Genomic DNA, 22,654 nt, shown 5'->3' on the forward strand with positions numbered 1-22,654 from the left:
TACGCCGAACGCATGGGCGTTGTTCGCGCCGGGCCACTACCACGAGGGGCGCACCCCGAGCACACTGGCGTCCATCCTGAAAAACCAAGGGTTTTCCGCCATGACCATCATTCAACCCGCGCATGCCGCCGCCCACGGCGGCAGCGCCACCACCGCCCCGGCCCCCGCGCTGCCGCTGCCCCTGGTGCTGCTGCTCGCCTCGGGCGCCGGCCTGGCCGTCGCATCGCTCTACTACAGCCAGCCGATGCTGGGTGTGCTCGGCGGTGACATCGGCGCCTCGCCGCGCGCCGTCGGTTTCATCCCCACGCTGACCCAGCTCGGCTACGCGCTGGGCATCCTGTTCCTCGCCCCGCTCGGCGACCGCTACGACCGCCGTCGCATCATCGTCGTGAAGGCCGCGGCGCTGGTGGCCGCGCTGCTGGTGGCCGCCATGGCCCCCGGCGTCGGCGTGCTGCTGGCCGCGAGCCTCGCGATCGGCCTGACCGCCACGATGGCCCAGGACATCGTGCCCGCCGCCGCGACGCTCGCCCCCGAGGCGAGCCGCGGCAAGGTCGTCGGCACGGTGATGACCGGGCTGCTGCTGGGCATCCTGCTGTCGCGGGTGGTCAGCGGCGCGGTGGCCGAGGCCTGGGGCTGGCGCACGATGTTTTTCCTCGCCGCCGGCAGCATCGCGCTGATCGGTGTGGCGGCCTCGCGCGGGTTGCCGCGGTTCAAGCCCACCACGCAGCTCGGCTATGGCGCGCTGATGGGTTCGCTCGCCGCGCTGTGGCGCGCGCACCCGGCGCTGCGCCGTGCCGCGTGGGCCCAGGGCCTGCTGGCCGTCGGCTTCAGCGCGTTCTGGTCGACCCTCGCGGTGATGCTCCACGGCGAGCCCTTCCACCTGGGGGCCGCCGCGGCCGGAGCCTTCGGCCTGGCCGGCGCCGCCGGGGCGCTCGCCGCGCCGCTGGCCGGCCGGCTGTCCGACCGCCGCGGGCCGGAGCTGGTGACGCGGCTGGGCGCGGGGCTCGTGGTGGTGTCGTTCGCGGCCATGTCGCTCGCGCCTCTGCTGCCGGCCTCGGGCCAGCTCGTGCTGCTCGTCGTCACCGCGATCGGCTTCGACCTCGGCGTCCAGGCCACGCTGGTGGCCCACCAGACGATCATCTTCAGCATCGACCCCGGGGCCCGCAGCCGCCTCAATGCGGTGTTGTTCACCGGCATGTTCATCGGCATGGCGGCGGGCTCGGCGCTCGGCGCGCTGCTGCTCGCGCAGTGGGGCTGGATGGGCGTGACGCTGCTGGCCACGGTGTCGGCGGCGGCGGGGCTCGCCGTGCGCCTGTCGAAGGGATCGTCGCGCGCGGCGCGCCGCTGACCCGGCGGGCCGTGTCCCCGGGAGGGGGACGACCCCTCACCAAAGGACGATTGCCGCGCCCCGGGGCCGAACCTAGGATTTCCCCCGTCGTTCTCTTGAGAAGCGGGCATGAAGACTTGGAGGCAATGGGCCGTCGCCGGGATGGTGTGCACGTCGGTCTGCGCTTCGGCGCAGGACCACGCGGTGCCCGCCTTCAAGACCCTCGACTCGATGGAGGCGCGGGTGCAGGGCTGTGTCACGTGCCACGGCCAGAGCGGGCAGGGCACCACGAACGGCTACTTCCCCCGCATTGCCGGCAAACCCGCGGGCTACCTCTTCAACCAGCTGGTGGCCTTCCGCGACGGCACCCGGCGCTACGCGCCGATGAACTACCTCGTCGCGTACCTGCCCGATCCGTACCTGAAGGAGATGGCGGAACACTTCGCCAAGCAGAACCCGCCGTTCGCCGTGCAGGAGTCCCCGGCGATCGACCCCACCATCCTGGCCCGCGGCCAGCAGTTGGCCTCCACCGGTGACCCGAAGAAGGGCGTGCCTGCCTGCATCAGTTGCCACGGCGCGTCTCTGACCGGCATGACCCCGGGCATCCCGGGCCTCGTCGGCCTGCGCGCCGCCTACGTCGCCGCACAGCTCACGCGCTGGCGCGTGGGCGAACGCCACGCGATGGAGCCCGACTGCATGAAGCGGGTGGCCACCAAGCTCGACGACACCGACATCGCCGCCGTGTCCGCCTGGCTCGCGCGCCAGCCGGCGCCGAAGGACCCGGCGCCCGAGTCCGCGAACCTCGTGCGCATGCCGTTCGCCTGCGGGAGCCAGCGCTGATGGGCAAGGTCACCCGCATCGTCCTCGGACTCGGCGTGGTCGCGGTGGTGGCCGCCGGCGTCTTCTACCTGTCCCTGCCGGGCCTGCTGCCCGCGTCGCCGGACGCGAAGGCGCCCGACGCCACCACGCAGGTCATCACCACCGGCGAGTACCTCGCGCGCGCGGGCGACTGCGTGGCCTGCCACACGCACCCGGGCGGCAAGGAGTTCGCCGGCGGTCGGGCCATGCCCACGCCGTTCGGCGCCCTGTACGTCCCGAACATCACGCCCGACGAGGAGACCGGCATCGGCGCGTGGACCGCCGACGAGTTCTACCGGATGATGCACACGGGCGTCTCGCGCGACGGCACGCTGCTGTACCCCGCGATGCCCTTCGCGTCGTACACGAAGGTCACCCGCGCCGACTCCGACGCCATCTACGCGTACCTCATGTCGGTGCCGCCGGTGAAGCAGAAGAACCGGCCGCACGAGCTGCGTTTCCCCTTCAACAAGCGCGAACTGCTCGTCGGCTGGCGCACGCTCTACTTCACGCAGGGCGAGTTCAAGCCCGACCCCGCGCAGACGGAACAGTGGAACCGCGGCGCCTACCTCGTGCAGGGCCTGGGCCACTGCGCGATGTGCCACACCGCGGTGAACGCGCTCGGCGGGTCCAGCGAGGCGGCGGCCTTCGAGGGCGGGATGATCCCGAACCAGAACTGGTACGCGCCGTCGCTCACGTCGAACCGCGAGGCGGGCCTCGGCAACTGGAGCCTGCAGGACATCAAGGACCTGCTGCAGACCGGCGTGTCCCACCGCAGCACCGTCTACGGCCCGATGGCCGAGGTCACCTACAACAGCCTGCAGTACATGAGCGACGCCGACGTCGAGGCGATGGCCGTGTACCTGAAGGCGCTGCCGCAGCGCGATTCGGAAGCGCCGCCCACGAGCCAGGCGCGGCTCGTGTCGCCCAACGTCATGGAACTCGGCCGCCGCACCTACGAGAAGCAGTGCGCCGTGTGCCATGGCGAGGAAGGCAAGGGCTTCCCGCCGTCGCTGCCGCCGCTGGCGGGCAACCAGTCGATCACGATGGCCTCGCCCGTCAACTCGATCCGCATGGTGCTCAACGGCGGCTACCCCCCGGGCACGAAGAAGAACCCGCGCCCCCATGGCATGCCGCCGTTCAGCCACATCCTGAACGACGACGAGGCCGCGGCCGTGGTGACGTACATCCGCGTGGCCTGGGAGAACAGCGGCACGCCCGTCGAGCCCCGCCAGGTCAACGAACTGCGCAAGCTGCTTCCGGAGTGAACGAGATGAGCGATGAGACATCCCCGGCCGACGACCGCGAGGTCGACGAGATCGTGGCCCGCGGTCCGGCCGGCACCTTCGCCGTGGCCGGGGTGGCCACGGCCATCGTGGTCGCGATCTACCTGGTGTTCTACTTCGCGGCCTACCTGCCGCGGGGGGCGATGCAGTGACGGCCGCGGTGCCTCACGCGGCCGAGCAGGTCGCCGTCGCCGCCGAGAAGCGCTGGGCGTGGGTGGTCGCGGCCATCATCGCGCTGCTGCTGGTCATGATGGTGGTGACCGGCCTGCACTGGGCCGCCATGCCGCCGTCGCGTGTCGAGACCGTGGACGTCAAGACGCTGCACGTGAAGGGCGAGTTCGTCGAGTCCAACCTCGGCACCACGCTCGGGTCCGACGGCAAGGTGATGGTGCGGCTCGTCGCGCAGCAGTACTCGTTCATGCCGCCGTGCATCGTCGTGCCGGCCGAGATGTCCGTGACCTTCCGCGCCACGGCCACCGACACCATCCACGGGTTCATCGTGGGCACCACGAACGCGAACACGATGCTGATCCCCGGCTTCGTCGCCACCTTCACCACGAGCTTCAAGAAGCCCGGCGAACACCTGATGCCGTGCCACGAGTACTGCGGTACCGGCCACGAGGCGATGTGGGCCCGGGTGCAGGTGCTGCCGCCCGAGGAGTTCCTGGCGAAGGCCCGTTCGGGAGAAAGGCTGCGCTGTGTTCAACGCTAGGAAGCTCGTGCTGGCCCACTTCTGGGTGGCGTTCGCCGCCTTCCTGGGCGCCATCGTGCTCGGCGAATGGCAGATGTTCGTGCGCAGCCCGCTCGCGGCCTGGGTGAACAACCCCGAGCACTACTACCGCTCGGTCACCGCCCACGGCACCGTGATGGCGTACGTGCTGCCCACGCTGGTCGCCATGGGCTTCGGCTACGCGCTGAGCGAACTCGCGCTGAAGCGCCCGCTGATCGGCCTGAAGTGGGCCTGGGCGGGTTTCTGGCTCGTCATCGCCGGCACCGCGGTGGCCGCGGTCACGATGGCGCTCGGCAAGGCCTCGGTGCTCTACACCTTCTACCCGCCGATGGTGGGCAGCCCGTTCTACTACATCGGCGTCGTGCTGGTGGTGGTGGGCTCGTGGATCTGGGTGGCGCTGATGTCCGTCAACCTGCACGCGTGGAAGAAGGAGAACCCGGGCAAGACGGTGCCGCTCGCGATGTACGGCAACGTGGCCGGCGCGTACCTGTGGGCCTGGACCTCGGTGGGCGCGGCGCTCGAGATCCTGCTGCTGATCCTGCCTGCGTCCCTCGGCCTCGTGGACACCATCAACGCGGGCCTCGCGCGCGTGTTCTTCTCGTGGACCCTGCACGCCATCGTGTACTTCTGGCTGATGCCGGCGTACATCATGTTCTACGCGGTGGTGCCGCGGGCCATCGGCGGGCGGCTCTACAGCGACACGATGGGCCGGGTGGCCTTCGTGCTGTTCCTCGTGTTCTCGATGCCCATCGGCATCCACCACCTGTTCGCGGACCCGCAGGTGGGCGCCGGCTTCAAGTTCGTGCACGCGGCGATGACGGCGATGGTGTCGGTGCCCACGCTGCTGACGGTGTTCACCATCGTGGCGTCCGTCGAGATCGCCGCGCGGCTGCGCGGCGGCAAGGGCCTGTTCGGCTGGGTGAAGGCGCTGCCGTGGGACAACCCGATGATGCTCGCGGTGACCTTCTCGTTCATCATGCTCGGCTTCGGCGGCGCTGGCGGCATCATCAACATGAGCTACCAGCTCAACGAGACGGTGCACAACACGCAGTGGGTCACCGGCCACTTCCACCTGATCTTCGCCGGCGCCATCGTCATCATGTACTTCATGGCGGCGTACGAACTGTGGCCCCAGCTCACCGGCTGCGGCCCGCTGCCGCAGAAGCTCATCAAGCTGCAGCTGTGGCTGTGGTTCGTCGGCATGATGGTGCTGTCGATGCCGTGGCACTGGGTGGGTCTGCTCGGCATGCCGCGGCGCATGGCCTACTACGACTACAGCCACCCGGCCCTCGCGCCACAGGCGTGGACGGTGATCGCATCGACCATCGGCGGTTTCATCCTCGTGGTGTCCGCGTTCATCCTGGTCTACGTGCTCGCGTCCGCGCACCGCCGGCCCAAGGTCACGCCGCAGGCCTTCACGTTCAGCGCGCCGGCCCATCCCGTGCACCACACGCCGCCGCTGCTGAACGGCTTCGCGCTGTGGGTGGCCATGATGATCGGCCTGACGCTCGTGAACTACGGCTTCCCCATCTACCAGCTGGCATCGCTCGAGCACGCCTCGGTGCCGGTGATTCCCATCGGGAGCCGGTGATGGCCCTCTACTCGTTCCGAGACCCCGGTTTCCGATGGAGCGTGATCGCGCTGGCGATCCTCACGGCCGGGTCCGTCCTGGTCGGCTTCGTGCTGCTGCCGTCGGTCCATGGTGACTTCAGCGCCCGCGGGCTGTGGGACGCCATCTGCCGCGCGGCCGGTGTGCCGGCCAGCTGGTCGGCGCCGAAGGACGGCACGGCGGCGCCCCGCGAGACGCTGGTGGTGCTGGAGCGCTCGATGACGAAGGTCGCGCCCAGCGACGCGGTGGGGCGCGGCGGCACGCTCGCGCTGAACTGCACGATGTGCCACGGCGCCCAGGGCATGAGCGCGTCGAACGCGCCGAACCTCGCGGGCCAGTACCCCGAGGTGGTCATCAAGCAGATGCACGACTACAAGTCGGGCCGGCGGTCCAGCACGATCATGGAGGCGCTGGCCCGGGCGCTGAACGACGACCAGATCCGCGACATCGCCGCCTACTACGCCTACCTGCCGAAGGCGCGCACCGCGCCGACCACGTACGACGAGAACCTCCCGGCGCTGGTGCGCGTGGGCGACCCGCTGCGCAACATCGCGCCGTGCATCTCGTGCCACGGCGGGGTCGACCAGAAAATCGGCACGCCGTGGATCGAGGGCATGCCCAAGGCCTACCTCGTCGCGCAGCTGCGTGCGTTCAAGTCGGGCGAGCGCCGCAACGACGCGCAGGCCCAGATGCGGAACATGGTGCGCGGGATGACCGAGCAGGAGATCGACGAGGTGGCCACGTTCTACGCGCGCAAGGCGAGCACGGGCGAAAACCACTGACCAGGAGCGCCACATGGCACCGATCCGAGGGTTCGTCGCCGGCGTGCTGGTGTTGCTGTCCGCCGCGGCCTTCGCCTGCACGCGGGTCGTGTACCTGGGCCCCGACGGCAACATCGTCACCGCCCGGTCCATGGACTGGAAGGTCGACGTCGCCACCAACCTGTGGATCTTCCCGCGCGGCATGGCCCGCACCGGCGAGGCGGGTCCGAACTCGGTGAAGTGGACGTCGCGCTACGGCAGCGTCGTCGTCACCGGCTACGACATCTCCACCATCGACGGCCTGAACGAGGCGGGCCTGTCCGCCAACGTGCTGTGGCTCGTCGAGTCGCAGTACCCGGCGTTCGACGACCGCGGCAAGCCGGGCCTCACCTCACGCCGAACGCGTTCTGGGTCGACCTGAGGAAGGTGGACTTCTCGCCGGGTGCGGGGCACGTCAAGGTGCTGCGCCTCGGCGAACACCAGAGGAACGTGTTCGCGGGCGAGACCTCGGGCAGGTTCGAAGTCTCCAAGCCGTTCGCGTTCCTGGGGCTGCCCGCGAAGTAGACTGCCTCACCACTGGTGAGGTCCTCTTGCGTCTCCGCTACATCGAAATCTTCCACGCCGTGATGCAGGCCGGGTCCGTGAAGGGCGCCGCCGACATCCTGCACATCACCCAGCCCGCGGCCTCCCGGCTGCTGCAGCAGGCCGAGCAGAGCGTCGGCGTGATGCTGTTCGAACGCGTGCGCGGCCGCCTCGTGCCCACGCGCGAGGCCGAGCGGTTGTTCCCCGAAGTGGAGCAGCTGTACCAGCAGCTCGATTCGGTGCGCCGCGCGGCGGCCAACCTCGGGTCGGGCTCGGACACCGTGCTGCGCCTGCTGTGTGTGCCGGCCCTGTCGCTGCAGTTCCTGCCGAGCGCGCTCGGCAAGTGGCGGCGCTGGCACGACGAGGTGCGGCTCAACTTCCGCACGCTGCATTCCGCGCAGATCGCCGACGCCATCGTGCGCCGCGAGGCCGAACTGGGTTTTGCGCTGGAGCCGTCGTCGCACCCCGCGGTGATCAACCAGGTGGTCGCGACGGGCCGGATCGTGTGCGTGGGGCACGACGTGCCCGCCGACGGCGTGCCCGTGGAATCGCTGGCGGGCCGCCCGGTCATCGACCTCGACGCGGCCGACCCCATCGGCCGCCAGCTCCACGCGCTGTACCGCACGCACGAGGTCTCGCCCGACGCGGCGGTGACCACGCACAGCTACCACGCGGCCATCGAGATGGCCCACGCGGGCTTCGGCTGGGCCATCGTCGACAGCTGGTCGGCGCGGTACGCGCGCGGGCTGCCTGCGCTGTCGGTGGCGCCGCTCGAGCCGGAGATCCCGGTGAGCGTCTACGCGTTGCGCTCGCGGGACATTCCGACGAGCGCGGCCATCGACGACCTGGTCGCCAACATGGCGGCCGCGCTCAAGGTCTGAGGGTCAGCGGGCGTTCCACGCGGCCCACGCGAGCGATGCCGCCGCGAGGTCGGTGAGCCCCACGCCCACCGTCTTGAACACCACGATGTCGTCGGGCGACGAACGCCACGGCGCGTCGCCGAGTTCCACCAGGTCGACGACGCGGTCCGCGTCGAGCGCGCCGTTGCGCTGGCCGATCACCACTTCGCCGGCCTCGACGAGGCTCTGCGGCTTCCATTCGACGATGACGCGTGCCGCACGCGACAGCGTCGTGTCGTCGAGTTCGGTGCCGGTGGGCAGGCTCGTGCCCACCGCGATCACGGAGGCGCCGCGCTGCAGCCGCCGGCCGTCGAACACGGGCTGCTTCGAGCGGGTGGTGGTGACCACCACGTCGGCGCCGTCGACCGCGGTGTCCGCGTCGAGCTGGCGCACCGGCCGGCCCCAGCGAGCCGAGGCGCTGCGGCACCAGTCGGAGATGTCGTGGGGGTTCACCACGGCGACCTCCTCGAACGGGCAGGCCTCGAGCAGCGCGTCGAGGTGGGCCCGGCCCTGCACGCCCGCACCGAACAGCGCGAGGCGGCGGGGCTTCGGCGCGAGCCGGAGGGCGGCGAGCGTGGACAGCGCCGGCGTGCGCACGCGGGTCAGCTCGTTCGCCTGCAGCACCGCGAGCGGGGCGCCGGAACGGGCGTCGAAGAGGTTGCAGAGGAAGTCGAACTGGCCCTGCACGGTGCCGTAGGTCTTCACGGCGGCGAGGCCGGCGTCGAGCCAGATGCCTCCCATCGTGCTCAGGCGGAAGCCGCCGCACTCGATGCGCGAACGCGGCTGGATGGAGGCGCGTCCCGCGGCGAGCGCGCGGAACGCGGCGGCGATCGCCTCGCGGGTGGCGGCGGGGCTCACGTGGGCCGCCACGAAGGCATCGTCGATCAAGGGCAACATCGGGGGTCAGACTCCTGCAAGGGGCGCCAGGCCGGCGCGGAAACCATCTTCACGGCCGAGCGCGCGCGGGCGGCCCGCCACCTCGGCGGCCAGCAGTTCGGCCGACCCGAAGGCGAGCGTGAAGCCGAGCGCGCCCTGGCCGCTGTTCACGTAGACGTTGGGGTGCCGGCGCGTGCGGCCGATGCACGGCAGGCCGGTGGGGGTGGCGGGGCGCAGGCCGGCCCAGGGGCGCACGTCCTTCGGCTGCGCACGCAGGCCGAACACGTCCTCGACGGTGCCGAGCAGGCGCGCGATGCGGTCGGGCGGGATGTGCAGGTCGTTGCCCACCAGTTCCGCGAACCCGGCCACGCGCAGGCGGCGGGCCGGGCCGTCGCCGAGCGGCGCGAACACGGTCTTCACCGACGTGTCGGTGACGCTGACCTGCGGCATCCCGCGCACCGCGTCCGCGGGCACGTCGATGCTGTAACCCTTGAGCGGCTGCACCGGCACGTGCACGCCCAGGCCCTTCGTCACGGTGGGCGTCTGCGCGCCGGCGGCGATCACGAAGGCGTCGGCGTCGATGCGCTCCAGCCGGCCCTGGTGCCGCGCCAGCAGCGCGCGCACCTGGCCGCCGGCGGTGTCCCAGCCGGCCACCTGGTGCGACCAGCGCACCTCGGTGCGGCCGTCGCGGGCCAGTTCATCGGCGAGCGCCGCACACACCTTCGCGCAGTCGGCCACCTCCTCGCTCGGGGTCCACACGCCGCCCACGAGCGGCTTGCCGTCGGTCAGCGCGGGTTCGAGCGCGCGGCAGCGGGCGGCGTCGACCAGCTCCTGCGCGGGGCCCACGCCCGCCTGCAGCGCCACCTGGCGGCCGGCCGCGTCGAGCGACGCCTGGTCGCGGTGCAGCACGAGCTTGCCGCGCTGCGCGTGTTCGATGTCGACACCCGCGTCGAGCCCGTTGCGCCACTGCGTGAAGTGCGTGTGGCTCTCGTGGGCGAGCGCGAGCAGCGCCCGCGTGGTGCGTTCCGACTGCTGGTGGGTGCAGGCCGCGAGGAACTGCAGGCACCAGCGCCACGTGTCGAGCGACAGGCCGGGGCGCATGCGGAACGGCGAGTCCGCGGAGAACAGCAGCTTGGGGATCTGGGCGGGGATGGCGGCCGACGCGAGCGGGGCCACGAAGCCGTAGCTCAGCTGCGCGCCGTTCTGTCCGCTGGCGCCGGCCGCGGGCGCACCGGCCCGGTCGACGAGCACCACGTCGTGGCCCGCGGCGCGGAGTGCGCGCGCCGACGTCCAGCCGACGATGCCGCCTCCGATGACAGCAACTTTCAACGGACCTCTCCTGGAGTTGTTGGAATCAAGGCGCCATGGTGGGCAGGGATAACCCGGCTGTCGAATGCCGGAATGCGGGCCAAGTATGTTTTCCGTGCATTCCGATGCCCGCCGCGCATTGGTGCATGCCACTGCGGCATACGGTGTGTTCATTTCGTCATTCGCGGACGAACGTCCACACCCCTACAGTGACCCCTGTTCATTTCTGACCACGGCCCGAAGGAGTCCCTCATGTTCACGTTGAATCGCGTTGTCCTGTCCCTGCTGGGCGCTGCAGCGGCCTTCGCCGCCCATGCGCAGCCCGCCAGCACGCTCGCCAAGATGGCCGAGTCCGGGACGATCACCCTCAGCTACCGCGAGTCGTCGGTGCCGTTCAGCTACCTCGACAACGCCAAGCCCATCGGCTTCAGCGTCGAGGTGTGCGACCGCATCGTCGACGAACTCAAGGCCAAGGTGAAGCGGCCCGACCTGAAGATCGAGCGCATGCCCGTCACGTCGCAGAACCGCATCCCGCTCGTGCAGAACGGCACGGTGGACCTCGAGTGCGGCTCCACCACGAACAACTCGGCCCGTGGCGAACAGGTGGCGTTCGCGGTGAACTACTTCTACACGGGCACGCGCCTGATGGCGAAGAAGACGGCCGGCATCAAGAGCCTCATGGATCTCAAGGGCAAGAAGGTGGCCACGACCGCCGGCACCACGAACTTCCAGGTGCTGCGCAAGTACTTCCGGGACAACAACCTCGACACCGAGATCATCACCGCCAAGGACCACGCCGACGGCGCACTGCTCGCGGAGAACGGCCGCGTCGAGGCGTACGCGATGGACGACATCCTGCTGTACGGCCTGGTCGCGAACTCGAAGGCGCCGGCCGACTGGGTGGTGACGGGCGAACCGCTGCAGGTCGAGCCGTACGCGATCATGCTGCGCAAGAACGACCCCGAGTTCAAGAAGGCCGTGGACGACGCGCTCATCGGCCTGATGAAGAGCGGCGAGTTCGAGAAGCTCTACGCCAAGTGGTTCCTGAACCCGATCCCGCCGCGCAAGGTGCCGCTCAACGTGCCCATGAGCGACGAGCTGAAGGCCAACCTCAAGGCCTTCAGCGACAAGCCGGCCACCTGATCCCCTCCACGTTCCACCTCACCTGAGTCCATCCCCGCCCGGGGGTGGGCTCGACTGCGACCCGGGTGCGGCCGGAGGCCCGGGTTCGACCTCGTTTTCCCACAACGATCGAATCGACGGAGAGAAGTACCCCGATGGAACTGCACACGATCGGCCGCCTGACGGCCACCGCCCTGGCCGTGACGGCCCTGACGCTCAGCGCCTGCGGCGGCGATGACGACACCCCCGCCACCGAGGCGGCCACCCCGGTGGCCGTGGACCTGCTGATCCAGGGCGGCACGATCTACGACGGGGACCGCGACACCCCGGTGACCGGCGACGTCGGCATCGTGGGCGAACGCATCGTGTTCGTGGGCAAGGCGCCGGCGGGGGTGGTGGCGCGGCGCACGGTGGACGCGGCGGGCAAGGTCGTGGCCCCGGGCTTCATCGACCCGCACACGCACGCCAACCTGCTGTCCGCCGACGCGGCCACGCGCCTCAACGCGGCGTTCACCACGCAGGGCGTCACCACGGCCATCATCGGCAGCGACGGCTACGGTGGCTATGACATCGCCGCACAGGCCGCGCTGATGCGCACCGCGCCCCCGGGCACCAACGCGGTGATCTTCGTGGGCTTCGGACCGGTGCGCCAGAGCCAGCTGGGCCTGACGAATGCCGCGCCCACGCCGGCGCAGCTCGACGCCATGCGGCAGCACGTGGCCGACGCGATGTGCGAGGGCGCCGTGGGCTTGTCCGCCGGCCTGTACTACACGCCCCAGACCTATGCGGCGACCGAGGAGGTCATCGAGATGGCCAAGGTGGCCGCCACGTACGGCGGCCTGTACGACACGCACATGCGCGACGAGTCGACGAACCTCAAGGCCGCGGTCGCCGAGGTGATCCGCATCGGCAACGAGGCGAAGCTGCCCGTGCACATCTCGCACATCAAGGCCCTGGGCGCCGACGTGACGGGCCAGGCCGGCGACATCGTGAAGATGATCGAGGACGAACAGGCCAAGGGCCTGAAGATCACCGCGAACCAGTACCCGTGGCTGGCCTCCAGCACCACGATGGACGCCGCGCTGATCCCGTCGTGGGCGCTGGCGGGCGGGCGCGCGGCGATGCTGCAGCGCTTCGACGACCCGGCCCAGCAGGCACAGCTGCGCGCGGGCATCACCGAGAACCTGCGCATCCGCAACGGCGCGGCGTCCATCCTGTTCGCCGCCGGCAGCGCGCAGTACGTCGGCAAGACGCTCGCCGAGGTCGCGACGTCGATGGGTGTCGACGCGGTCGACGCCACCATCGCCGTGCTGCGCGTCGCCAACCAGCTCGTCGCCAACTTCAACCAGACCGACGCCGACGTGCAGGCGTTCATGAAGCGGCCGTGGGTGATGACCTCGTCCGACTCGTCGCCGGGCCATCCGCGCGCCGTGGGCTCGTTCGCGCAGAAGTACGCCGAGTACGTGGTGAAGCAGAAGACGATCTCGCTCGCCCAGTTCATCCGCAGCAGCACGTCGCTCACCGCCGACACGCTGGGCATGGTCGAGCGCGGTCGCCTGAAGGCGGGGCACTACGCCGACGTGGTCGTGTTCGATCCCGCCACGTACGCGGCTGCGGCGACCTACACCGCGCCCACGCTGCTGTCGAAGGGCGTGGTGATGACGGTGGTGAACGGCCAGGTCGCGGTCGAGAACGGCACGGCCACCGGCGCCGCCGCGGGCCGTGCGCTGCTGCGCGCCAGGCCGGCGAGCTGTCCCGCCACGACCGCCACCGCCGGCACGGTGCGGCCGGCGGCCTTCCGCGAGGAGGCGCACGACGACGAGGGCCACGACCACTGACGACATGCCAGGCCACGCCGGACCCCGGCGTGGCCCATGGGATCGAGGCCGCTTCCGGGGCCCTCGCGCGGGTGCGTGCGAGGGCCCCGATTCATTCGTGACGCGCGCGAAAACCTTCACGCCGTGGCCCCGTTCATGAGGGTCCGCCGGATGGACGGCGCAGGGCCTCGCTGCTGAAATGCGCGGGAACTCGGGAACCGATTCCAACGAGCGCACGACAACGCAGCAGGGAGGCCGATCGACATGACAACCACGACTGCGGGCATGCCCGAGACCCTCGACCTGAAGGCGCTGCGCCGCGGGGCCGACAGCTGGATGCTGGGGGCGCTGTGGCTCGGGGCGGTGGTCGCGGTGTCGCTCGGGGCCGCGCGCGGCCTGTCGTTGCTCGCGTGTTCGTGCGCGGGGGCCCTGCTGGTGGCCGGCGGGCTGCTGCACGCACTCGCGCGCGGCACGCTGCTGTCGCGCTGCACCTACCCGGTGCTGCTGATGGCGATGGTGGCCCTGCACATCCAGCTCGGCGCCGGGCGCACCGAGTGCCACTTCGGCGTGTTCGTCACGCTCGCGTTCCTGCTGCTGTACCGCGACTGGAAGCCGCTGGTGATCGGCGCCGGTGCCATCGCGCTGCACCACATCGCGTTCGACCGGCTGCAGGCGCTCGGCTTCCCCGTGTTCTGCACGACCGACCCCGACTTCGCGCGTGTGCTGGCCCATGCCGGCTACGTGGTGGTGCAGACCGGCTTCGAGATCGTGATCGGCGAACGCATGCGCCGCGACGCGGTGCAGGGCCATGAACTCAACCGCATCGTCACCCGCCTGCAGCAGGGCGACCGCCTCGCGCTCGACACGTCGACCACCCGCGCCACGTCACCTGCCGCACGGCAGCTGCAGTCGGCGCTCGTGCGCATGTCCGGTGCCATCGGGCAGGTGGACCATGCGTCGTCGACCATCGGCACGGCCGTGAACGAGATCGCTGCCGGCCAGCTGGACCTGTCGACCCGCACCGAGACGGCGGCGTCGAACCTGCAGCAGACCGCCGCCACGCTGCAGCACCTGACGGGCACGGTGCGCCAGAGCGCCGACACCGCGCGCGAGGCGCACCAGCTCGCCGCCGCGGCCGCCGCCGCCGCCACGCGGGGCGGCACCGTGGTGGACGCGGTCGTGGGCGACATGGACCAGATCAGCCGCTCGTCGCGCCAGATCGCCGACATCATCGGCGTGATCGACGGCATCGCGTTCCAGACCAACATCCTGGCCTTGAACGCCGCCGTGGAGGCCGCGCGGGCCGGCGAGAACGGGCGCGGGTTCGCGGTGGTGGCCGGCGAGGTGCGCCACCTGGCCCAGCGCAGCGCGCAGGCGGCCCGGGAGATCAAGGCGCTGATCGAGGCGTCCACCGGCGTGGTGGCCGCGGGCGTCGAGCGGGTGGGCGACGCGGGCCGCACGATGGGCGAGATCGTCGGCGTGGTGGAACAGGTCAGCGGCCTGATCGGGGCGCTCAGCACGTCGGTGGCCGAGCAGCACGAAGGCATCGGCCAGCTCAACGACGTGGTGGCCCGGCTCGACACGATGACGCAGCAGAATTCCGCCCTCGTGGAGCAGTCGTCCGCCGCCTCGCAGTCGCTGCGCGATCAGGTGCAGCGGCTGGCCGAGGTGGTGCGGGTGTTCCTCATCGCGCCGGCGGTGCGCCCCACTGCGTGAGCAGGTCTCCCGACTCGACCACGAGCCCGAGGTGCAGCGACACCATCGCCAGCGCCGCCTGCTCGAGCTTCGGGTCGGTGCCCCGCGTCAGATCGCGCAGCACGATCACGCGGTAGTTGTGGTTGTTCGCGTCGAAGGCCGTGTTGAGCACGCAGCAGTCCGTGAACCCGCCGTTCAGCACGACGGTGGTGATGCGCTGGTTGCGCAGCAGGAAGTCGAGGTCGGTGGGGTAGAACGCCGACAGGCGGCGCTTGTTCTCCACGCGCAGGTCCTGCGGTTCCACACGCGTCACCCACTCGGTCCACGGCGACCCTTCGAGGGCATGACCCGCGGCGTTCGGGATCGGTCCCACGTGCAGCGGGAAGGTGCGCCGCCAGGCCGCCGGGATGCCGCCCAGGTCGTCGGCACCGTCCGGGCGCAGCACCGACTTCACGTGCACCACGCGCACGCCGCGGGCGCGGGCCGCGTCGTGGAAGCGGTCGATGCCGTCCACGATCTCGCGGGCGCGCGGGGCGGGGCACGGGCAGTCCGGCGAGTCGTCGAGGTGGCCCCGGTGCATGTCGATCGAGATCACCGCGGTGGTGGCCGGGTCGAGGTAGTCGGGAAACTCGGCGGGCGCGACGTCGCGCGCCTCGCCGTACACGAAGGCGCGCATCAGCGTCGTTCCTCTCTCACATAGGGTTCACCGAGGGCGCCGGGTTCGCCCTGGCCGCCCCGCTTGGCCATCGCGACCCAGATCATCACGCCGAGGGTCACGGCGTACGGCGTCATCAGCACGAAGTACTGCGGCAGCGGGATGCCGGCCGCGGCCAGCTGCGGGATCAGCGCCTCGATGCAGCCGAACAGCAGCGCACCGGCCAGCGCCTTCCACGGCGACCAGCGCGCGAAGATCACGAGGCCGATCGCGATCCAGCCGCGCCCGCCGGTCATGCCGGCGATCCACAGCTTGGTGCTGACCACCGACAGGTACGCGCCGGCCAGCCCCACGAGCGCCGCGCCGGCCAGCACGGCCGCGAAGCGGTAGGCGGTGACACCGATGCCGGCGGCGTCGGCCGCCTGCGGGTTCTCGCCCACCGCGCGCCAGCGCAGGCCGGTGGTGGTGTGGGCGAGGAACCAGGCCACCGCCGCGAAGATGGGCACGGTGAGCCACACCATCGCGTTCTGCTCGAACAGCCGGCCCACCCCCGGCAGCGCCGACAGCGGCCACAGCGATGCGGCACCGATGCCACCCGTCGCCTGGTTGGTCCACTCGAACAGCGTGCCGAGCAGGCTCGTGAAACCCTGGCAGAAGAACACGAGCGCGAGGCCCGCGATGACCTGGTTCACCCGCAGCAGGATCACCATCGCGGCGAACAGCACCGACACGAGGCTGGCCGCGCCCATCGCGAGCACGAGCGAGACGCCGGGCTGCCCGAACGCGAGCTGCGCGCCGATGCCGGTCAACGCGCCCACGAGCATCAGCCCCTCGGCGCCGAGCGACAGCACACCGGCCCGTTCGGTGAGGATGAGGCCCAGCGCGGCGAGCGCGTAGGGCACCGCGAAGTCGGGGGTGTTGGCGAGCCAGTTGATCAGGATGTCCATGGCGTTTCGCTCACGCGGCGGCCACGCGCCGCAGGCGGTGCCGGATGAAGAAGTCGGACGAGGCGACGGCGATCACGATGACGGCCTGGATCAGCTGCACCATCGAGAACGGCACCTGGTAGAACACCTGCAGGCTGCGCCCGGTGACGAACAGGGCGGCCACCAGCAGCGCCACCACCGTGGCCGCCAGCGGGTTGTTGCGCGCGAGGAAGGCGATCAGGATGCCGGAGAAGCCGTAGCCCTGGTAGAAGGCCTGCGTGAGGCGGCCTTCCTGGCCCGACGCGATCACGAAGCCCGCGAGCCCGGCCATCGCGCCCGACACCAGCACCGAGCCCACGATCATCCGCGTGACCGGCACGCCGGCCGCGTCCGCCATGCGCGGGTTGGCGTTGACGAAGCGCAGGTACAGGCCCGCGCGGCTCACGTCCACCAGCCACCACGCGAGCACGGCGACGATGCCGGCCAGCACGATGGCGCTGCCCACGCCGCCGAACAGCTCGGGCAGGCGCTCGGCGGCGAGGAACTGAGGCGAGTACGGGAACGCATCCTTCGGGTCCTTCCACGGGCCGTACACCAGGTGCAGCAGGAAGTTGCCGGCGAGGTAGTTGAGCATCAGCGTGGAGATGATCTCGTTGACGCCGAGCCGCAGCTTCAGCAGCACCGGGCCCCAGGCCCACAGCAGGCCGCACAGCAGCGCGCTCGCGAACATCAGCGGCAGGCGCAGGCCCTCGGGGCCGACGCCGAAGAACGAGATGGCGGTGGCGCCGATCGCGCCCCAGATCATCTGGCCCTCGAGGCCCAGGTTCCAGAACCGCGCGCGGAAGGCCATCGCGCCGGCCAGTCCCACGAGGATCATCGGCGCGGCCTGGAACAGCACGGCGCGGAAGTTCTGGCCGTCGAGGAAGGTCTGCACGATGAACTCGTTGGCGAGTTCGTCGGCCGGCACGCCGGCCGCGACGAGGATCGCGGCGGAGATGGCGAGGCCGGCCGCGATGGACAGGGCGAGCACGAGGGCCTGCCAGGGCCAGGCGAGCTGCTGGCGGATCTCCAGTGTGTAGCGGCGGCTGACCCAGGGTTGGTGGCGGCGCGGGCGCGCCACGGACGGTGCCACCAGGGGCGCGGGTTGGGTCAGGTCAGCCATGGTCCACCATCGCTTGGCCGATCGCCTGGCGGTCGGCGGGTTGGTCGTGTTCGGCGACGATGCGCCCGCGGGTCATCACGCCCACGCGGTCGGCGAGGGCCAGCACCTCGTCGAGGTCCTCGCTGATCAGCAGCACGGCGGCGCCGGCATCGCGCGCGGCGCGCAGGCGGGCGTGCACCGCGGCACCGGCGCGCACGTCGAGGCCGCGGCTGGGGCTGTGGGCCAACACCACCCGCGGCGACTTGCTGAACTCGCGCGCGATCACGAGCTTCTGCGCGTTGCCGCCCGACAGCAGCGCGGCCTTCTGCGCGGTGGAGCGCACGCCTTGCACGTCGAACTCGCGCACGGCCTCGGCGGCGTCGGCCTCCAGGTCCTTCGCACGCAGGTGCCAGGCGGGGCCGTAGCGGCCTGTGTGCACCTGGCCCACGCCGAAGTTCTCGGCCACCGACAGCGAGCCGGCCAGCGCCAGGCCGTAGCGGTCGGCGGGGATGGCGGCGAGGCCCAGTTCGCGCCGGTCGGCGGTGGAGGTGCGGCGGAGGTCGCCGTGGCCCTCCAGCACGATCTCGCCATCGGCGGCCATCGGCAGGCCCATGATCGCGGCGGCCAGTTCACCCTGGCCGTTGCCGCCCACGCCGGCGATGCCGTAGATCTCGCCGGCACGCACCGTCAGGTCCACGCCGTCGAGCACGCGGCGGCCGCCGGACTCGGGCGTGCGCAGGCCGGTGATGCGGAGCTTGACGTCGCCCGGCGTGCCCCGTGGCGCGGCTTCGGCGGGTGTGGAATCGCCCACCGTGAGCTTCACGAGTTGCTGGGTCGAGGTCTCTTTCGGGTCGACCGTGGCCACCGTGCGGCCGCCGCGCATCACGGTGACGCGGTCGGCGTAGGTCTTCACGTCGGCCATCTTGTGGGTGACGAGCACGACGGCCGCACCCCCGCGCGCGAGGCCGTGCACGGTCTGCAGCAGGCGCTCGGCCTCGGTGTCGGTGAGCACCGCCGTGGGTTCGTCGAGGATCAGGATGCGGGCGCCGGCCAGCAACACCTTCAGGATCTCGACCCGCTGCTGCTCGGCGACCGAAAGCGTCTCGACCCGCCGCGTGGGATCGATGTCGAAGCCGAGTTCCCGCGCCTTCGCGCGGATGTCGCGCTCCACCTGCGCGAGCCGCTGGCCGTGGCGCAACCCTTCGGCCGCCGGCGGTGCGGTGAGCAGGATGTTCTGCGCGACCGTGAAGGGCTTCACCAGCTTGAAGTGCTGGTGGACCATGCCGATGCGGTGGCGGGCCGCGTCGCGCGGCCCGCCGAACCGCACCGCGTTGTCGTCGACGAGCACCGCGCCGGTCTCCGGGGCATAGAGGCCGGCGGCGATGTTCATCAGCGAGGACTTGCCGGCCCCGTTCTCGCCGAGCAGCGCGTGCACCTCGCCCCAGCGGGCGGCGAAGTGCGCGTCGGTGAGGGCCGCGAAGCCGTCGAAGGACTTGCGGATGCCGGTGAGTTCGAGGGCGTTGGGCATCGTCTTACTTCTGCGTGATGACGCCCTTGACGTACCAGTCCATCTTCCACAGGTCGGCGTCGGACAGCACGCCGCCCGCCGGCACACGCTCCTTGCCGTCGCGGTCGGACAGCGGGCCGGCGTAGACCTGCTTGCCCTTCATGATGGCCTCGCGTTCGGCCTGGATCACTTTGACCTTGTCGGCCGGCACCGCGGGGCCGAAGCCGGCGATGTCGGTGCCGCCCTGGCTCATCGGGATGAAGGCGCCGTACGGGGCGGGTTTCCAGTTGCCCGCGGCGATCTTCTTGATCTCGGGGGCGAGGTACTTCTCCCACGTCCACACCGACGAGCACAGCGTGGCCTTCGGGGCGAACTGGCGCAGGTCGCGGTGGTGGCCGGTGCCGTACTTGCCGCGCTCCTGCGCGACGATCTGCGGCGTGGGGCTGTCGACGTGCTGGCCGATCACCTCGGCGCCCTGGTCGATCAGGGCCATCGCGGCGGCGCGTTCCTTGACCGGGTCGTGCCACGTGCCGGTGTAGATCACGTTGACGGTGGCGGCCGGGTTCACCTTCTGCGCGCCGAGCGCGAAGGCGTTGACGGTCCAGTTCACCACGCCGAACGGGTTCGCGGCGACGAAGCCGAGCTTGCCCGTCTTCGATGCGGCGCCGGCGGCCATGCCGCACAGGTAGTGGCTTTCGTAGGTGCGGCCGTAGAAGGCCTGCAGGTTCGCGGCGTTGGTGGTGCCCGAGCCGTTCAGGAAGGCGACCTGCGGGTACTTGGCGGCCAGCTCCTTGAAGGAGTCGGAGTAGCCGAAGGCGGTGCCGATCACGATGTTGGCGCCGCGCTGGATGAACTTCTCGGCGGCGGGCTTGATGGCCGAGGCGTCCTCGGGCACGTTCTCGACGAACTGGATCTTCTGGCCCAGTTCCTTCTCGATCTTCACGCGCGCCTCGTCGAAGGCCTGCGTCCAGCCGCCGTCGTTCTTCGGGCCGTAGTACAGCATCGCGATCTTCGGCTTGTCCTTCAGCGTGAAGCCGTCGGCCGCGAAGGCGGGGGCGGACGCACCGGCACACGTGGCCAGCACCACGGTGAGACCGGCTTGCCATGAACTGCTACGAGACATCATTGACCTTTCAGGAGGGGGAGGGCACGGGGGAGGGGAGTCAGTCGACGAGCCGCAGGGCCACGGGCAGGCGGCTCGTGTGGTGGTCGGTCACGTTGGTGTCGGCGAGTTCGAGGTTGAAGAACGCGGCCTCGGGGGTGTCGAACAGCGGGCCGGCGTGCCAGGTGCCACGGGACAGCATCACGGCCACGTCACCCGGGATGCGGAAGGCGCGCACGTCGGACCAGTCGGGTTCGGCGTCGGGGTTGTCGAGGTGCAGCGGCGGGGCCACCGCGAGCAGCCATGGGTGGCCGCCGACGGACGCGAGCGCCTGCGTGACACGGCGGTGGCGCGTGATCGCGGACACCGTGCGGCCTCGCGTCTCCAGCTGCATCACGTAGAAGCGGGGCGTGCCTTGCGACAGGTCGAGCGGTGCATCGCCGGGACCGAAGGGCACGCCGTCGGGCAACGCGGCCATCACCGAGCCGAACGGTGCGAAGGCCTCGGCGGTCAGCGGTTGCACCTTCAGTTCGACGGGCAGGTTCATGCGGCCACCTCGACGGGGGCGAAGCGGTGTGGCTGCGCGACGGCGGTCTCGAAGCCCGGCGGCAGCACGAGGTCGGTCTCGTCGTAGCGGCGCAGCTCGTCGACGAGCGTGGCCTCCTGGTCGAGGAACAGGCGCTGCGTGAGGCCGCGCACGAGGCGGGGCAGCGCGTGCTTGTGGCCGCTGATGGAGGTCGAGTGCGGGCCGTGACTCACGAAACTCGCGCTGTTGAACGCGAACACGCGGGCGACCCAGTCGTCGCCACCGGGCCGACGGGGCAGGAACTCATAGTGTTCGCCGAGGTACGGGTGGGCCGCGAGGCCCGCATCGGCCTCGGACGCGGGTGGCGTGTAGCGGTCCGACCAGCGCGCCACGGCCGGCCCCAGCGTGCGCAGCTCGGGGCGTGCGGCGAGGTCGAACTGCTGGCCGGTGGCGCAGATGACGTGGTCGGCGAGCAGGCGGCCGCGGGGCGTGTCGATCGCCACCTCGCAGCCGGTCCACCGCACCGCGTTCCAGCCGCAGCCGGCGTGCATCGCGAAACCGGGCATCGACAGCGCGAGGTGGAAGCTGCCGCGCGGCGGCGGCTGGTCCACGCGGCGGAAGTGGCGGGCCACCTGCCAGCGGGTGGTGTCGCCGAGCCGCGCGTAGTGGGTCATCAGGCCCGCGGTCTCGATGTGGCGGTGCGGGTTCACGCGCGGCAGCGCGGCGCGGCGGAAGCACAGGTCGACCGAGGCCGCGCCGGCCCGCAGCGCGGCCACGGCGTTGTCGAAGGCGGAGGCGCCGTGGCCGAGGATGGCGACCCGCCGGCCGCGCATCGCGCCGAAGTCGATCAGGTCGCTGCTGTGGTGGCGGCGGTCGGCGGGCAGCGCGTCGGCGATGAACGCGGGCACGCGCCAGGCACCGGCGCCGTCGGTGCCGGTGGCCAGCACGACCAGGCGCGCGAGCCGCGTCTGGCGCTGGCCGTGACGCACGGTGTCGACCGCGAGCAGTCGGCCGTCGCCGTCGGTGGACCGCAGGCCCTGGCGCACGTCGGTCACCTCGCAGTCGTTCTCGACGGGCAGCTGAAGCGTGGCGCGGTACCAGCGCAGGTAGTCCATCCACGCGGTGCGGGGGATGCGGTCGATGGCGCTCCAGGCCCCCTCGCCGAAGCGGGCCGTGTACCAACGCTGCACGCTCAGCGTGGGCAGGCCCAGGTCGAGGCCGTTGAGCGCCTTCGGCGTGCGCAGCTCGGGCATGCGCGCGAAGGTGTCCCACACACCCTCCTGGCCGGACGGCGCGCGGTCGACCACGAGGACGTTGCGCACGCCCTGCGCGCGCAGCGCGGCGCAGAGGCCGAGCCCCGACTGGCCTCCGCCCACCACGAGCACGTCGTGCACCACCTGGCCCGACGGGCCGAACGCGGGTGGCACCCACGCGCGGTCGGGGTAGGCGAGCGATGCGAGTTCGGCGCGGGCCAGCGCGGCGAGGGCCGCGCAGGCGAGGTCGGCGCCGGGCAGCGGGACGGGGGCGGTCGGCGAGGCCATCACATCATGAAGTTGATGCGGAACACGTTGCCTTCCGGGTCCAGCAGCACCGACTGGTACCAGTTGTAGTAGGTGACGTACGGCGGCTTGACCAGCGTGGCGCCGGACGCGAGCGCGACGGGCACCAAACGGTCGACGTCGCCCTTCGAGTCGACGTCGATGTTGAGCAGGAACTTCACGCCCTTCGTGTCCGAGAATTCGGAGAGCTGCAGCAGGTCGTAGGCGTCGAGCGCGTTGAAGCCGAGGGCGGACTTGCCGGTCTCGAGCCCGCGGAAGATGGGCGAGCGGATCGCCTCGATCTCGGTGAAGCCGAACACCTTCTGGTAGAAGCCGCTCAACGCGACGACGTCCTTCGCGAAGACGTTCACATAGGAGAGGTGGGCCAT

General features: G+C 71.1%; 22 protein-coding genes and 1 pseudogene. 13 read left to right on the forward strand and 10 right to left on the reverse strand.

The features are described from left to right. The first annotated feature begins 100 nt into the window (after positions 1–100). The 10 genes and pseudogenes from A4W93_RS00250 (at position 101) to A4W93_RS00285 (ending at position 8,034) form a co-directional block, all read left to right on the forward strand. Positions 101–1,348, forward strand: coding sequence for an MFS transporter (locus tag A4W93_RS00250; protein ID WP_085748701.1), 1,248 nt, complete (start codon positions 101–103; stop codon positions 1,346–1,348). Between the two features lie 108 nt (positions 1,349–1,456). After that, positions 1,457–2,167: a c-type cytochrome gene (locus A4W93_RS00255; protein WP_407081699.1), complete on the forward strand. Its 711-nt coding sequence runs from the start codon at positions 1,457–1,459 to the stop codon at positions 2,165–2,167. Next, a complete protein-coding gene (locus A4W93_RS00260) occupies positions 2,167–3,453 on the forward strand; it encodes a c-type cytochrome (RefSeq protein WP_085748702.1) in 1,287 nt (428 codons plus the stop codon). Before A4W93_RS00255 ends, A4W93_RS00260 begins: the two co-directional genes overlap by 1 nt. A gap of 5 nt (positions 3,454–3,458) precedes the next feature. Then, positions 3,459–3,623, forward strand: coding sequence for a hypothetical protein (locus A4W93_RS29985; protein ID WP_099960016.1), 165 nt, complete (start codon positions 3,459–3,461; stop codon positions 3,621–3,623). An 8-nt stretch (positions 3,624–3,631) separates the two neighbouring features. Further along, positions 3,632–4,183 (forward strand): cupredoxin domain-containing protein, encoded by a 552-nt coding sequence (locus tag A4W93_RS00265; RefSeq protein ID WP_237357651.1) that lies wholly within the window; start codon positions 3,632–3,634, stop codon positions 4,181–4,183. Next, the gene (locus A4W93_RS00270; protein ID WP_085748703.1) at positions 4,170–5,792 is read left to right on the forward strand and encodes a b(o/a)3-type cytochrome-c oxidase subunit 1; all 1,623 of its coding nucleotides are present in this window, start codon (positions 4,170–4,172) and stop codon (positions 5,790–5,792) included. Before A4W93_RS00265 ends, A4W93_RS00270 begins: the two co-directional genes overlap by 14 nt. Beyond that, the gene (locus A4W93_RS00275; protein WP_085748704.1) at positions 5,792–6,592 is read left to right on the forward strand and encodes a c-type cytochrome; all 801 of its coding nucleotides are present in this window, start codon (positions 5,792–5,794) and stop codon (positions 6,590–6,592) included. Before A4W93_RS00270 ends, A4W93_RS00275 begins: the two co-directional genes overlap by 1 nt. A 13-nt stretch (positions 6,593–6,605) precedes the next feature. Continuing rightward, positions 6,606–6,962: pseudogene (locus A4W93_RS00280) on the forward strand (linear amide C-N hydrolase); the annotation flags it as partial. A gap of 35 nt (positions 6,963–6,997) precedes the next feature. Continuing rightward, positions 6,998–7,135: a hypothetical protein gene (locus tag A4W93_RS29385; RefSeq protein ID WP_157131554.1), complete on the forward strand. Its 138-nt coding sequence runs from the start codon at positions 6,998–7,000 to the stop codon at positions 7,133–7,135. 26 nt (positions 7,136–7,161) lie between these two features. Further along, a complete protein-coding gene (locus tag A4W93_RS00285) occupies positions 7,162–8,034 on the forward strand; it encodes a LysR family transcriptional regulator (protein ID WP_085748706.1) in 873 nt (290 codons plus the stop codon). 3 nt (positions 8,035–8,037) lie between these two features. On the opposite strand, the gene A4W93_RS00290 is transcribed toward A4W93_RS00285, so the two are convergent. Continuing rightward, the gene (locus tag A4W93_RS00290) at positions 8,038–8,949 is read right to left on the reverse strand and encodes an ornithine cyclodeaminase family protein (protein ID WP_085748707.1); all 912 of its coding nucleotides are present in this window, start codon (positions 8,947–8,949) and stop codon (positions 8,038–8,040) included. Positions 8,950–8,955: 6 nt separating this feature from the next. Further along, positions 8,956–10,257, reverse strand: coding sequence for an FAD-dependent oxidoreductase (locus A4W93_RS00295; RefSeq protein WP_237357652.1), 1,302 nt, complete (start codon positions 10,255–10,257; stop codon positions 8,956–8,958). 231 nt (positions 10,258–10,488) lie between these two features. On the opposite strand from A4W93_RS00295, the gene A4W93_RS00300 reads away from it, so the two are divergent. The 3 genes from A4W93_RS00300 (at position 10,489) to A4W93_RS00310 (ending at position 14,891) form a co-directional block, all read left to right on the forward strand. Continuing rightward, positions 10,489–11,379, forward strand: a complete 891-nt coding sequence (locus tag A4W93_RS00300) for an amino acid ABC transporter substrate-binding protein (RefSeq protein WP_085748709.1) — start codon at positions 10,489–10,491, stop codon at positions 11,377–11,379. 134 nt (positions 11,380–11,513) lie between these two features. Then, positions 11,514–13,196: an N-acyl-D-amino-acid deacylase family protein gene (locus tag A4W93_RS00305; protein WP_085748710.1), complete on the forward strand. Its 1,683-nt coding sequence runs from the start codon at positions 11,514–11,516 to the stop codon at positions 13,194–13,196. 243 nt (positions 13,197–13,439) lie between these two features. Continuing rightward, a complete protein-coding gene (locus A4W93_RS00310) occupies positions 13,440–14,891 on the forward strand; it encodes a methyl-accepting chemotaxis protein (RefSeq protein WP_085748711.1) in 1,452 nt (483 codons plus the stop codon). Here A4W93_RS00310 and A4W93_RS00315 read toward each other — a convergent pair. The 8 genes from A4W93_RS00315 to A4W93_RS00350 are packed head-to-tail and all read right to left on the reverse strand — an operon-like array spanning position 14,860 to position 22,654. Next, a complete protein-coding gene (locus A4W93_RS00315) occupies positions 14,860–15,546 on the reverse strand; it encodes a cysteine hydrolase family protein (protein WP_085748712.1) in 687 nt (228 codons plus the stop codon). The two genes, A4W93_RS00310 and A4W93_RS00315, sit on opposite strands and share 32 nt — an antisense overlap. After that, on the reverse strand, positions 15,546–16,472 hold the full coding sequence (locus tag A4W93_RS00320; RefSeq protein ID WP_085748713.1) for an ABC transporter permease: 927 nt from the start codon (positions 16,470–16,472) through the stop codon (positions 15,546–15,548). Before A4W93_RS00320 ends, A4W93_RS00315 begins: the two co-directional genes overlap by 1 nt. A gap of 10 nt (positions 16,473–16,482) precedes the next feature. After that, complete coding sequence (locus tag A4W93_RS00325; RefSeq protein WP_085748714.1) at positions 16,483–17,613, reverse strand: ABC transporter permease; 1,131 nt, start codon at positions 17,611–17,613, stop codon at positions 16,483–16,485. Further along, a complete protein-coding gene (locus tag A4W93_RS00330) occupies positions 17,606–19,120 on the reverse strand; it encodes an ABC transporter ATP-binding protein (RefSeq protein WP_085748715.1) in 1,515 nt (504 codons plus the stop codon). Before A4W93_RS00330 ends, A4W93_RS00325 begins: the two co-directional genes overlap by 8 nt. A 4-nt stretch (positions 19,121–19,124) precedes the next feature. Beyond that, complete coding sequence (locus A4W93_RS00335; RefSeq protein ID WP_085748716.1) at positions 19,125–20,225, reverse strand: BMP family ABC transporter substrate-binding protein; 1,101 nt, start codon at positions 20,223–20,225, stop codon at positions 19,125–19,127. 37 nt (positions 20,226–20,262) lie between these two features. Then, positions 20,263–20,748, reverse strand: coding sequence for an ureidoglycolate lyase (locus tag A4W93_RS30260; RefSeq protein ID WP_218919179.1), 486 nt, complete (start codon positions 20,746–20,748; stop codon positions 20,263–20,265). Continuing rightward, the gene (locus A4W93_RS00345; protein WP_218919180.1) at positions 20,745–22,268 is read right to left on the reverse strand and encodes a SidA/IucD/PvdA family monooxygenase; all 1,524 of its coding nucleotides are present in this window, start codon (positions 22,266–22,268) and stop codon (positions 20,745–20,747) included. The genes A4W93_RS30260 and A4W93_RS00345 overlap by 4 nt, the downstream gene beginning before the upstream one ends. After that, on the reverse strand, positions 22,268–22,654 hold the full coding sequence (locus tag A4W93_RS00350; protein ID WP_085748718.1) for a VOC family protein: 387 nt from the start codon (positions 22,652–22,654) through the stop codon (positions 22,268–22,270). The genes A4W93_RS00345 and A4W93_RS00350 overlap by 1 nt, the downstream gene beginning before the upstream one ends.

Source organism: Piscinibacter gummiphilus (assembly GCF_002116905.1).
GTDB classification, from domain to species: Bacteria; Pseudomonadota; Gammaproteobacteria; order Burkholderiales; family Burkholderiaceae_C; genus Rhizobacter; species Rhizobacter gummiphilus.